This window comes from Coprococcus ammoniilyticus (assembly GCF_025567345.1).
Classification (GTDB): Bacteria; Bacillota; Clostridia; order Lachnospirales; family Lachnospiraceae; genus Coprococcus; species Coprococcus ammoniilyticus.
The window spans coordinates 264,494-277,839 of the sequence record NZ_JAOQJS010000004.1 but is presented as its reverse complement, the minus strand read 5'-3'; the positions used below and the strand labels follow the sequence as shown (position 1 = coordinate 277,839).

At 43.4% G+C, this 13,346-nt stretch carries 8 protein-coding genes; 1 reads left to right on the top strand and 7 read right to left on the bottom strand.

Features of this window, described 5'->3' with window-relative positions; all coding sequences use genetic code 11:
- Positions 1-16: 16 nt before the first annotated feature.
- The 5 genes from ilvB to leuC all read right to left on the bottom strand — a co-directional run bounded on the left by ilvB (position 17) and on the right by leuC (position 6,407).
- The gene (gene ilvB / locus OCV60_RS07635) at positions 17-1,699 is read right to left on the bottom strand and encodes a biosynthetic-type acetolactate synthase large subunit (RefSeq protein ID WP_117785426.1); all 1,683 of its coding nucleotides are present in this window, start codon (positions 1,697-1,699) and stop codon (positions 17-19) included.
- A 25-nt stretch (positions 1,700-1,724) separates the two neighbouring features.
- Positions 1,725-3,401 (bottom strand): dihydroxy-acid dehydratase, encoded by a 1,677-nt coding sequence (ilvD, locus tag OCV60_RS07630; protein WP_008402912.1) that lies wholly within the window; start codon positions 3,399-3,401, stop codon positions 1,725-1,727.
- A 14-nt stretch (positions 3,402-3,415) separates the two neighbouring features.
- A complete protein-coding gene (gene leuB, locus OCV60_RS07625) occupies positions 3,416-4,501 on the bottom strand; it encodes a 3-isopropylmalate dehydrogenase (RefSeq protein ID WP_021944396.1) in 1,086 nt (361 codons plus the stop codon).
- Between the two features lie 136 nt (positions 4,502-4,637).
- Complete coding sequence (gene leuD / locus OCV60_RS07620) at positions 4,638-5,123, bottom strand: 3-isopropylmalate dehydratase small subunit (RefSeq protein ID WP_021944395.1); 486 nt, start codon at positions 5,121-5,123, stop codon at positions 4,638-4,640.
- Between the two features lie 18 nt (positions 5,124-5,141).
- On the bottom strand, positions 5,142-6,407 hold the full coding sequence (gene leuC, locus OCV60_RS07615) for a 3-isopropylmalate dehydratase large subunit (protein WP_021944394.1): 1,266 nt from the start codon (positions 6,405-6,407) through the stop codon (positions 5,142-5,144).
- Between the two features lie 165 nt (positions 6,408-6,572).
- On the opposite strand from leuC, the gene OCV60_RS07610 reads away from it, so the two are divergent.
- Positions 6,573-7,613, top strand: coding sequence for a LysR family transcriptional regulator (locus tag OCV60_RS07610; RefSeq protein ID WP_117821902.1), 1,041 nt, complete (start codon positions 6,573-6,575; stop codon positions 7,611-7,613).
- A gap of 27 nt (positions 7,614-7,640) precedes the next feature.
- Here OCV60_RS07610 and OCV60_RS07605 read toward each other — a convergent pair whose 3' ends face one another.
- Positions 7,641-9,341 (bottom strand): DUF6541 family protein, encoded by a 1,701-nt coding sequence (locus OCV60_RS07605; protein ID WP_262529923.1) that lies wholly within the window; start codon positions 9,339-9,341, stop codon positions 7,641-7,643.
- Between the two features lie 198 nt (positions 9,342-9,539).
- On the bottom strand, positions 9,540-13,295 hold the full coding sequence (locus OCV60_RS07600; protein ID WP_021944391.1) for a phosphoribosylformylglycinamidine synthase: 3,756 nt from the start codon (positions 13,293-13,295) through the stop codon (positions 9,540-9,542).
- Positions 13,296-13,346: the final 51 nt, after the last annotated feature.

Genomic DNA, 13,346 nt, shown 5'->3' with positions numbered 1-13,346 from the left:
TTTATTATTGTTATTTTTAATTATCAAGATCTTTGTCTGTGAAACAGGTGTCGATTGCAGCACCCGGAGCTACCATAGGCCATACCTTATCATCGGAATCGATCATAACATCCAGTACGGTCGGACCATCTGCTGTCAATGCCTTCTTAAACTCTGTTTCAAACTCTTCGATCGATGTGATCTTACTTGCATTTGCCCCAAGTGCTTTTGATACTGCTACAAAATCAACAGAATCATCTAATACTGTATTCGAATACCGCTGTCCATAGAACAGATTCTGCCATTGTCTTACCATTCCGAGAACGTGATTATTTAATACCACCTGAATGATAGGTACTTTATAACGGGCTGCTGTCGCAATCTCGTTCATATTCATACGGAAGCATCCGTCTCCTGCGATATTTACTACAGTCTTATCCGGTCTGCCATATTTTGCGCCGATAGCTGCACCGACACCGTATCCCATAGTACCAAGTCCGCCTGATGAAAGGAAAGTTCTTGGCTCCTTATAAGTGTAATTCTGTGCCGCCCACATCTGGTGCTGACCTACATCAGTAGTGATTATAGCATTTCCTTCGGTAATTTCATAGATTTTTTTGATAGTTGCCGGTCCATTTAAGTGATCCATGTCGTATGTGACCGGATTTTTCTCTGTTAAATCCTTGATTTCTGCCATCCAGGAACGATTTGACTGAGTTGGAAGTTTACTGTTTAATATCGTCAGAACTTCTTTAGCATCACCCACAATGCTTGCATTTGCCGGAATATTCTTATCAATCTCGGCTGCATCGATATCAATATGAATGATCTTTGCATTTGGTGCGAACTTGGAAGCATTTCCAATGACACGGTCGGAGAAACGTGCTCCTACCACGATCACAAGGTCGGATCTGGATACTCCAAGATTCGATACCTTGGTTCCGTGCATTCCGATCATGCCGGTATAACGCTCGCTTGTACCATCATATGCGCCCTTTCCCATAAGTGTATCACATACAGGTGCATCTACCTTCTCGGCAAATTCTTTTAATTCTTCGGAAGCTCCTGAAATGATCACTCCGCCGCCTGCCATGATATATGGTCTTCTGGATACTTTGATCATCTCGATCACTTTATTTATATCTTCTTCCCGGATTGTATCTGTCTTACGCTCGATCACTGCCGGTTCTTCATATGTATACTCTGCCTCTGCAGCCGTAACATCCTTTGTAATATCAACAAGGACAGGACCTGGTCTTCCACTCTTTGCGATCTTAAATGCACGTCGGATCGTCGGTGCCAGATCTTCTACATTTTTTACGATAAAGCTATGCTTTGTGATCGGCATTACAACACCTGCAATGTCGATCTCCTGAAAGCTGTCCTTACCAAGCATATTTACTCCGACATTTGCGGTGATCGCAACCATCGGAACGGAATCCATATATGCAGTCGCAATTCCCGTTACAAGGTTTGTTGCACCAGGACCGGATGTAGCCATACAGACACCGACCTTACCTGTTGCTCTTGCATATCCGTCAGCGGCATGTGCTGCCCCCTGCTCATGTGATGTAAGTACATGCGTGATCTCTTCCTGATGCTTATATAAAGCATCATAGACATTTAAGATTGCGCCCCCCGGATACCCGAACACAATATCAACACCCTGTTCTTTTAAACATTCAATTACTATCTCAGAACCTGATATCTTCTTTGCCATTTTCCTTTTGCTCCTTTAATACTCTCTACTTATCAGCCTTTGGTACCTCTAAGATTGCTCCACGATTTCCTGATGTTACCATAGCGGCATATCTTGCAAGATAACCGGTTGTTACCTTCGGTGTTCTTGGCTTCCATGCAGCCTTTCTCTGTGCAAGCACATCATCCGGTACATCTAACGTGATCGTAGTATTGTTAATATCGATCTTGATGATATCTCCCTCTTCTACGAGTGCGATCGGACCACCAACTGCTGCTTCCGGTGAAACATGTCCGATGGATGCACCACGGCTGGCTCCTGAGAATCTTCCGTCTGTGATCAGGGCTACTGATGATCCAAGTCCCATACCTGCGATCGCTGATGTTGGATTTAACATCTCACGCATACCAGGGCCTCCTTTCGGTCCTTCATAACGAATAACAACGACATCACCGGGTACGATCTTACCGCCCTTGATCGCTGCAATCGCATCTTCTTCACAGTCAAATACTCTTGCAGGTCCTTCATGCACCATCATCTCAGGTACAACAGCGGAACGCTTTACAACAGAACCGTCCGGTGCAAGATTTCCCTTTAATACTGCAAGACCACCGGTCTTACTATATGGATTATCCAGTGTACGGATAACTTCCGGATTCTTATTTGCTACGCCGTCAACAGCTTCACCGATCGTCTTACCGGTTACTGTCATACAGTCTTCATTTAACAGACCTGCGGATTTTAATTCATTCATAACAGCGTATACGCCACCGGCTTCATTCAGATCTTCCATATAAGTAGGACCTGCAGGAGCCAGATGACATAAGTTTGGTGTCTTGGCACTGATCTCATTTGCATAAGAAATATCAAAGTCAAACCCGATCTCATGTGCGATAGCCGGAATATGAAGCATGGAGTTGGTAGAACATCCAAGCGCCATATCAACGGTTAATGCATTGATGATCGCTTCTTTTGTAATGATATCTCTTGGTCTGATATTCTTTCTGTACATATCCATAACAGCCATACCTGCATGCTTTGCAAGCTTCAGACGCTCAGAATACACCGCAGGTATCGTTCCGTTTCCAGGAAGTCCCATACCAAGTGCTTCTGTTAAGCAGTTCATGGAATTCGCTGTATACATACCGGAACAGGAACCGCAGGTAGGACATGCCTTACATTCAAATTCATTTACATCTTCTGCTGTCATGGTTCCTGCCGAATAAGAACCAACAGCCTCAAACATACTGGAAAGACTGGTCTTATGACCTTTTACATGACCTGCAAGCATTGGGCCACCGGATACAAATACGGTAGGTACATTTACTCTTGCTGCAGCCATTAACAGACCAGGTACATTCTTATCACAGTTCGGGATCATAACCAGTGCATCAAACTGATGTGCAGTTGCCATTGCTTCTGTAGAATCAGCAATCAGATCTCTGGTTACTAATGAATATTTCATACCGATATGTCCCATAGCGATACCATCACAGACTGCAATTGCCGGGAACATGACAGGTGTACCACCAGCCATAGCAACTCCCATCTTAACTGCCTGTGCGATCTTATCCAGATTCATATGTCCCGGAACGATCTCATTGTAAGAACATACAATACCTACCAGCGGACGTTCCATTTCTTCCTTTGTCATACCGAGTGCATTAAACAGGGAACGATGTGGTGCCTGCTGCATTCCGACTTTTACATTATCACTCTTCATCTCTATACTCTCCTTTATTTTATGCGTTCTGCAATTAAATCTCCCATTTCAGAACAGCTTACCGGTGTCATTCCTTCCGAAATGATATCACATGTTCTGTAACCATCTACCAATACCTGTTTTACAGCCTGCTCTACTGCATCTGCTTCCTTATCCAAGTCAAATGTGAAGCGAAGCATCATAGCTGCCGACAGGATCGTTGCGATAGGATTGGCCTTGTTCTGTCCTGCAATATCCGGTGCTGATCCGCCGCTTGGCTCATACATACCAAACTTCGTCTCATTTAAGGATGCAGACGGAAGCATACCGATCGAACCTGTGATCATGGATGCCTCATCGGAAAGGATGTCACCGAACATATTCTCTGTTAATACAACATCAAACTGTGCAGGATCCTTTACAAGCTGCATTGCGCAGTTATCAACTAACATATGCTCGTAGCTTACTTCCGGATAATCCTTTGCCACTTCTTCTACGATCTTTCTCCATAATCTGGAAGAATCCAGAACATTTGCCTTATCTACAGATGTAACTTTCTTTCTTCTCTTCATTGCAATATCAAAACCCTTGATTGCAATACGACGGATCTCGTTCTCATTATATACAAGGTTATCATGTGCAGTTAACACACCATCGATCTCCTCTGTACTTCTTGCTCCAAAATACAGGCCACCTGTCAGTTCACGCATGATCATCATGTCAAATCCACGATCTGCGATCTCTTCCTTTAACGGACAGGCACTCTTTAACTCCTCATAAAGATTTGCCGGTCTTAAGTTTGCAAATAATCCAAGCTCCTTACGGATCTTAAGAAGTCCTGCTTCCGGTCTTAAATTTGGAGGAAGCTTATACCATGGCGAGGTAGAAGTATTTCCACCAATGGAGCCTAACAATACGGCATCCTTTGATTTTGCCACTGCTACTGCCTCATCTGTAAGTGGCACTCCGGTTGCGTCGATCGAGCATCCACCCATCAGGATCTGCTCATAATCAAATGTATGACCATATACTTCACCAACTTTATCCAGAACCTTCATTGCTTCTGTTACGATCTCAGGGCCAATACCGTCACCCTTGATCACTGCTAAATTACATTTCATCTTTTATTCCTGCCTTTCTTTACCAAGTAATGCAACCTCGCCTTTCGGCTCGGTTTGTGCTGCGCACTATACATTTGAATAACTCCTATGCTGTATGCAAGCAAGCTTGCATAGCATAGAGTTATTCAAATGTGCATTACTTGTTGTTAATGTAGTTAATCAGACCTTCATTCTTAATGATCTCCTGCATGAATGGAGGAAATGCCTGCCCCTTATACCGGGTATCCTTTGTCTTATCGTAGATGATACCACTGTCAAAATTGATCTCTACTTCATCACCGTCCTCGATACCTTCTGCTGCTTCCGGGCACTCAATGATCGGAAGTCCGATATTGATCGAGTTACGATAGAAAATTCTTGCAAATGTATCTGCGATAACACAGCTTACACCGGATGCTTTAATCGCGATCGGTGCATGCTCTCTGGAGGAACCACAGCCAAAGTTCTTCTTTGCCACAATGATATCTCCTGCTTTTACGTTGTTTACAAATTCCTTATCTATGTCTTCCATACAGTGTTTTGCAAGCTCCGCAGGATCTGATGAATTCAGATATCTTGCAGGGATAATAACATCTGTATCTACGTTGTCACCATATTTGTGTACTGTACCATATGCTTTCATTCTGCGTACCCTCCTTAATTATAATCCAAGTTCTTCCGGACTGCTGATCTTGCCTGTGATCGCTGATGCTGCTGCAACAGCCGGGCTTGCCAGATATACTTCTGAATCAACATGACCCATACGTCCTACAAAGTTACGGTTGGTTGTGGATACGGCTTTTTCTCCTGCTGCCATAACACCCATATGTCCACCAAGACATGGTCCACAGGTAGGAGTGGAAACTACAGCGCCTGCCTTTACAAATATCGTCATGAGTCCTTCTTCGATACACTGTAAGTATACTTCCTGTGTTCCGGGGATCACGATGACACGAACACCCTGTGCTACCTGTCTGCCCTTGATGATATCTGCTGCAATACGCATATCGGAAATACGTCCATTTGTACAGGATCCGATCACAACCTGATCGATCTTGATATCGCCAACTTCATCAATTGTCTTTGTATTCTCCGGCAGATGTGGAAATGCAACTGTTGGACGAAGTGTAGAAAGATCAATCGTATACTCTTCATCATAAACTGCATCTGCATCTGCTTCATACTTCTTGTAAGCCTTTGTGGAATGTTCCTTCATGTATGCTTCTGTTAATTCATCCACCGGAAAGATTCCGTTCTTGGCACCTGCTTCGATTGCCATATTTGCGATAGTAAAACGATCATCCATGGTCAGGTTCTTAATACCGTCACCAACAAATTCCATAGATTTGTATAATGCGCCGTCTACACCGATCATACCAATGATGTGAAGGATAACATCCTTACCGCTGACCCAAGGTGCTTTCTCTCCTACAATATTAAACTTGATCGCAGATGGTACCTTAAACCATGCTTTGCCTGTCACCATACCGGCTGCCATATCAGTACTTCCAACACCGGTTGAAAATGCACCAAGTGCACCATATGTACATGTATGAGAATCTGCACCGATACAGGTCTCGCCTGCAACGATCAGTCCCTGCTCCGGTAACAGAGCGTGCTCAATACCCATAGAACCTACATCAAAGAAATTCTTGATCTGGTTCTCTGCCGAGAATTCTCTGACACATTTACAATGCTCTGCACTCTTAATATCCTTATTCGGTGTAAAGTGATCCATTACAAGTGCAATCTTATTCTTATCAAATACTTCTTTCTTATTGAATTTGTCCATCTCATGAATTGCTACAGGTGTTGTAACATCATTTCCAAGTACAAGGTCCAAATCTGCCTCAATCAACTGTCCGGCTTCCACGCTGTCAAGTCCTGCATGTGCAGCTAAAATCTTCTGAGTCATTGTCATACCCATGTGCTTTGTCCTCCTGATCCTAAATCTTATTTTGTAAATAACTGTCGCTATTTCACGCATTTTGTTATTGAATATTTTTATTGATTTTACCACACCGGCTGGTATAATTACAATATATAATAGTAATACATTGTATAACTTGTATTTATATATCGGAGGGACGCCATGATCAATAATCTGAATTATTATAATGTGTTTTACATGGTTGCAAAGACTGGCAGCATCAGCCGTGCCGCAAACCAGCTTTATATCAGCCAGCCCGCAGTCAGCAAGGCGATCAGCAATCTGGAAGAAAGCATAGGGATTGCACTCTTTGTCCGCAATTCCAGGGGCGTTGCCCTGACCGAAGAAGGAACGATCCTGTATGACTATATCGAACGTGCTCTGGATAACATTGTAAAGGGAGAAGAAAGTCTGAAAAAATACAACGAACTTGGGATTGGTCATATCCGTATCGGTGTCAGCACCTCTCTCTGCAAGCATATCCTTTTGGACTACTTGAAGCCCTTCATCAAAGATAACCCGAATATCAAGGTCAGCATCGACTGCCACTCTACCAAAAATACGATCCGGCTCTTAAAAAATGAAGAAATCGACATCGGTCTGATCTGCGAAACGGAACTACCTAAAAATATCACTTATTCCCATATACGCTCCATCCATGATATTTTCGTGGCAAATAGTGATTATATCGATAATTTTCCATACCGGGAAACAGAAGCCGGTCTGGAAGCAGGCGAAGAAACCGCCGATACACAACCGGAAGCTGCCAGCTATCCGATATTTTCCGGCTCGATCATAGGGAACCTGATCCCGCTTATGAATGTACAGCAGTCCGTTTCGGATTCTGAAGTCCTGACCGAAGATCATATCCGGGATATCTTCCGCCACTCTACACTTATGATGTTAGAGGAGGCAAATGTAACCAGAACCCATGTCGATAACTATCTGAATAAACATTCATTCCACTGTAACCAGCTTCTTGAGATCAATAACATGGATCTCCTGCTTGACTTCGCAGCGATCGGTATGGGAATCGCCAGTGTTGTCCGGGAATTCTCTGAAAGCTACCTGAAGGATGGACGTATCGTAGAAATCCCCCTTCCAACACCTATTCCAAAAAGAAGTGTCGGCTTCGCCTATCTGCAAAACCGACACCAGTCAAAAGCGTTATGTACTTTTTTAGATTATTGTAATATTTCGTGATTTCATCACTTAATGCATTCCACAAAATCAGATGTATTGTGTGTCTGTATTTTCCCGTCCACTTTTATACTTTGTAAGGAACTGGATCACACCAAAAGCAACGATAAGCAACAGACTAAGCAGAGATATCCATTTCGATACTGTCTGCATTGTGGTTTTTCCGTACCAGACACAAATCGTTCCGCTTTTCCCATTCAGTTCCAGTCTGACCAGTCCGGTATCCGGATCTTTGGAAACCGGAAGCAGTTCCTGACTGCCGGCCGGATCGGCTACAGTTGCTTCATATCCTTTGTAGTAATATTTCGGAACAACACAACTGTCATAAGTACCATTTACATCAAAGGAATAGCTTCCATCTGAATGATATTCACCTGTCTCCGTCTTCTCATTCTCTCCATACAACCATATCGTTCCACTGTTATCACTGAACACTGTCTGTCCTCTGTCCGCTTCTGATGGCAGCCATTCACAAAAGCCGATCTCATTTGTATTTGCTGGTGTCTCGATATAGTCATATGAATAATCCATGTGCCGAAGGATCTCCACCTGCCATACGACACTCAGATTAAAGACACCGGCCAATACGCAGAGCACAAAACACAGTTTGCAGTTTTTCTCGGATAAAAGACTGTGTCTGTATAATACATATAACTGGTTTCCGATTCCAAATGCTACAAAAAATTCTGTGAACATATTCAGTCTCCATGGAAACTGCAGACTGATAAGCGGTGTTTTATCTATTAATTTCCATGGGAACAACCGTGTTTCTATGAGTAACAAACCAACTGCAAGGCAAAGGCACAGAATTGCCTTTTTATTTTTTATCTGTGACCGTAGTCCAAGCATTACCAGTAACAGGAAAATACCAAGCTCTGCAAAGGAAACTGACAGTCTTCCACTTACAATACCAAGCATCGTCATCATCTCATCCTGTGTCTCAAATGCCGGATTCGTACTGACATAAAATGTTCCATCCGCAAATTGTTCCAATACCGGAATCCAGTAAAATGCAGTCAGCAGTACACAACCTAAAATCTCAGCCAGCACGCCCAGAATATGCTTTTTATCCCATACCTTTCGGATACGGAGCAGCACCCATACCACAGCGATTCCAACACATAACACGAAGCTGATCGTGTGACAGAGCAGCAAACCGGAAAATACCAGACATAACAACCCTTTTCTCCGTTCTTCCCGTTCTGTATAATCATACAATGCCAGAAATACCAGAGGAATGAATGCCATGGCGACAACTTCTCCCATTGCCGACCGTCTGTATATATCTTCCAAATGATAATGTCCCATTGTATACAATACCATCGTAACAAGCCCCACAAAATGACTTTTTCCAATTACTTTTCCTGCCCGGTATGATGTATAACAGGTCAGTAACAGCAACAAGAAAATATATCCCTTCATGGCTCCTGCCGGTGACAGTCCCATAAAACGAAGCAGGATTGCAGGAAGCAGCAGGATATCCGGATAAAAGATTCCTGCTCCATAACCATACCCCTCCAGCAGTTTATCATAAATATATGCAGGGAAACCCTGTCCGGTCTTTATTGCATGATAAACACTTTCTATTCTCAGAATATGAAAAGTCATATCGTCTCCCTGCGGAAGCAGTTTCCCCATACATGGTATCATGCACAGCAGACTGACGACCAGCATTATAACCAGCCATTCCATTCGTTCTCTTCTGTTGTACCCTTTCTCTTTTAAATCCATAGTCCCCACCTCCTTTATATTTACGTCCGAACCCATGAGAAACCTTTTCCCATTTTCCGAATTACCATAGCACTTGTCAAAATCATCCACTTATATGGGCTTTGATAAATAATAAAGCCCGCACAATCCTCTCTCAGCCACCAAACGGTTATGCCTCAATCCTATCATGCGGGCTTTCATTTATGATCTATTATTCTCTTACTTGAAGTAATCTACACCACTTTCAAAGATCTTCTGGTTCTGGTCGCCATAAATATTGACTGCAACCGCACGACCGGTACGCTCTGAATGTCCCATCTTACCAAGTACACGACCATCCGGACTTGTGATACCTTCAATCGCATAGTAAGAACCATTGACATTGTAGTACTCATCCATTGTCGGGTTACCGTTCATATCAACATACTGTGTTGCAACCTGACCATTTGCAAACAGCTTCTCACACCATTCCTTACTTGCAACAAATCTTCCCTCACCATGTGAGATCGGAATTGTGTATACGCCGCCAAGATCAGCTTCCTTTAACCATGGGGACTTGTTTGTTACCACCTTGGTATAAACCATCTTGGACTGATGACGACCGATGCTGTTGATCGTCAATGTAGGTGAATCATCTGTCTGTGGACGGATCTCACCATAAGGAACCAGTCCGAGCTTGATCAGTGCCTGGAATCCGTTACAGATACCAAGTGCAAGACCATCTCTCTGCTGTAACAGCTTCATAACCTCGTCTGCGATCTTCGAATTACGGAATGCTGTTGCGATAAACTTACCGGAACCATCCGGTTCATCACCTGCGGAGAATCCACCCGGGAACATGATGATCTGGGACTGGCTGATTGCCTTTGTAAATGCATCTACAGAATCACGAATGCCCTGTGCTGTCATGTTACGGAATACAATCGTCTCAACCTCTGCACCTGCACGTTCAAATGCCTTTGCAGAATCATATTCGCAGTTTGTACCCGGGAATACAGGAATGAATACCTTTGGCTTTGCAACCTTATTCTTTGCTGTATATACGGTCTTTGCATCAAAGAGACCGGTCTTGATCTTCTTCTGTTCTACACCGGACTCTGTAGGGAATACCTTCTCCAGTGTCTTTGTCCATGCAGCAAGTGCTTCATCCATTGTAACTGTTACATCACCATAGGTAAATGCTGCGCTGTCATTTACAGTACCGATCTTCTTAACCGGAATACCAAGTGTATTTATATTCTCCGGCTTCACTTCAAGGATGATTGAACCATAATCCTTGGAAACCAGTTCTCTCTTTGTAATACAGGTATCAATATCTACACCCAGCTTATTACCAAATGCCATCTTGCTGACAGCTTCGATCATACCGCCAAATCCTACAGCATAAGCAGATTCTACCTTATCTGCGAGGATTGCCTGATGTAACAGATCGTACATGGCAAGTACATTCTGATATACCGGGATATCATTTTCATCTTTTTCTATATCAAGCTTAACAAGCACATTGCCTGCTTTCTTAAGCTCTGGTGTTACTACGTTCATGTAGCTTGCAACATCAACTGCAAAGGAAACCAGTGTCGGAGGAACATCAATATCATTGAAGGTTCCTGACATACTGTCTTTACCACCGATAGATGGAAGTCCAAGTCCGACCTGAACATCATATGCACCAAGCAAGGCTGCAAATGGCTGACCCCATCTGTATGGATCTGTTCCGAGTCTCTTGAAATACTCCTGGAAAGTCAGACGGATCTTTGATACATCACCACCGGCTGCTGCGATCTTTGCTGCAGATGTAACAACTGCATATACGGAACCATGATATGGGCTCCAGCTTGACAGATATGGATCAAATCCATAACTCATCATTGTGATCGTATCGGTCTTACCCTTCATAACAGGAAGCTTTGCGATCATTGTCTGTGTCGGTGTAAGCTGATACTTTCCACCATATGGCATCGTTACTGTGCCTGCTCCGATCGAGCTGTCGAACATCTCAACAAGACCCTTCTGTGAACATACATTCAGATCTGATAATGTGTCGATCCATGCTTTCTTTACATCTTCCGGTTCTTTTACAGAATCGAAATAATTATCTGCCTTTGCAGGAATCTCTACCTTAACATCTGTTTCCTGATGTGCGCCGTTTGTATCGAGGAATGCACGGGAGATATTTACGATCTCTTTTCCTCTCCATGTCAGAACCAGTCTTGGTTCTTCTGTTACTTCTGCTACAACAACGGCTTCCAGATTCTCTTCATCCGCATACTTAAGCATCGTATCTACATCTTTTGGATCTACTACGATAGCCATACGCTCCTGAGATTCTGAAATAGCAAGCTCTGTTCCATCCAGACCTGCATATTTCTTTGGAACCTTGTCCAGATCTACAACTAGACCAGGTGCAAGTTCTCCGATTGCTACGGATACACCGCCGGCACCAAAGTCATTACATTTCTTTATGATAGAAGCAACTTCTTCTCTTCTGAACAGTCGCTGGATCTTTCTCTCTGTTGGAGGATTACCCTTCTGTACTTCTGCACCACAGGTCTCAAGAGACTGGCTGTTATGTGCCTTGGATGATCCGGTTGCTCCACCACAACCGTCACGACCGGTACGTCCGCCGAGAAGGATGATCTTATCTCCCGGATCAGAATTCAGACGTTTTACCGCACGTCTTGGAGCTGCACCCATAACTGCTCCGATCTCCATTCTCTTTGCTACATAATCCGGATGATATATTTCATTTACAAGTCCTGTTGCAAGACCGATCTGGTTACCATATGAGCTGTAACCTGCTGCTGCGGTCGTAACGATTTTTCTCTGTGGAAGCTTTCCAGGAAGAGTATCCTTTAAAGACTTTGTAGGATCTGCTGCTCCGGTTACTCGCATAGCCTGATATACATATCCTCTACCTGACAACGGATCACGGATCGCACCACCAAGACAGGTAGCAGCACCACCAAACGGTTCGATCTCAGTTGGGTGGTTATGTGTCTCGTTCTTGAAGAATACGAGCCATTCCTCTGTCTCACCGTCTACTTCTACAGGAACGATGATACTGCAGGCATTGATCTCATCGGATACTTCCATATCGTCTAATTTGCCCGCTGCCTTTAACTGCTTCATACCCATAAGGGCTATATCCATCAGACAGATGAACTTATCATCTCTGTCCTTGTACATTTCTTTCATCTCTGCCCGGTAAGCATCAAATGTCTTCTCAAGCATATCCTTATAATCACCATCATCAAATTCAACATTTGTAAGCTCTGTTGAGAATGTGGTATGACGACAATGATCAGACCAGTATGTATCCAGCACACGGATCTCTGTCATAGATGGATCACGCTTCTCTTCACCCTTGAAATACTTCTGGATATGAAGGAAATCCTTAAATGTCATCGCAAGTCCGAGGGAATCATATAACTCCTTTAACTTGTCCTCTGCCATATCCTTAAAGCCATCAAAGACAATAACATCGGCCGGTTCTTCATACTCGGTAACAAGTGTCTCAGGGATCTCCATACCACAGGCTCTGGAATCTACCGGGTTGATACAGTATTCCATAACTGCTTTTAACTGCTCATCCGTTACATTACCGGATAAAATATATGTTGTGGCTGTCTTTATGATAGGATCTTCATCTTCATTTAAAAGCTTAACACACTGTTCTGCTGAATCTGCTCTCTGATCGAACTGTCCCGGAAGGAACTCAACAGAAAATACCTTATCTGTATCTGCCATTGGAAGATTATCTCCCTCGTAGATCATATCGATCGGTGGCTCTGAAAATACTGTAACCAGTGCTTTTTTGTATGTTTCTTCAGACAGATTCTCAATATCGTAACGAACCAGTACTCTTACATACTCGGCATCGATATTCAGATAGTTCTTGATCTCGTCATGAAGTTCCTTTGCCTTAACTGCATAGTCAGGCTTCTTTTCAACATAAACTCTCTTAACTGTGCTCATAAAAACCTCCATTTTTATCATATGTTTTTTCCCATATTGCGGGAATTCATA

Bases quoted from the DNA above. Each gene is read 5' to 3' on its own strand.
- OCV60_RS07600 (WP_021944391.1), bottom strand. From the start codon at position 13,295: ATGAGCACAGTTAAGAGAGTTTATGTTGAAAAGAAGCCTGACTATGCA.
- OCV60_RS07605 (WP_262529923.1), bottom strand. From the start codon at position 9,341: ATGGATTTAAAAGAGAAAGGGTACAACAGAAGAGAACGAATGGAATGG.
- ilvD (WP_008402912.1), bottom strand. From the start codon at position 3,401: ATGAAGAGTGATAATGTAAAAGTCGGAATGCAGCAGGCACCACATCGT.
- OCV60_RS07610 (WP_117821902.1), top strand. From the start codon at position 6,573: ATGATCAATAATCTGAATTATTATAATGTGTTTTACATGGTTGCAAAG.
- leuD (WP_021944395.1), bottom strand. From the start codon at position 5,123: ATGAAAGCATATGGTACAGTACACAAATATGGTGACAACGTAGATACA.
- leuC (WP_021944394.1), bottom strand. From the start codon at position 6,407: ATGGGTATGACAATGACTCAGAAGATTTTAGCTGCACATGCAGGACTT.
- leuB (WP_021944396.1), bottom strand. From the start codon at position 4,501: ATGAAATGTAATTTAGCAGTGATCAAGGGTGACGGTATTGGCCCTGAG.
- ilvB (WP_117785426.1), bottom strand. From the start codon at position 1,699: ATGGCAAAGAAGATATCAGGTTCTGAGATAGTAATTGAATGTTTAAAA.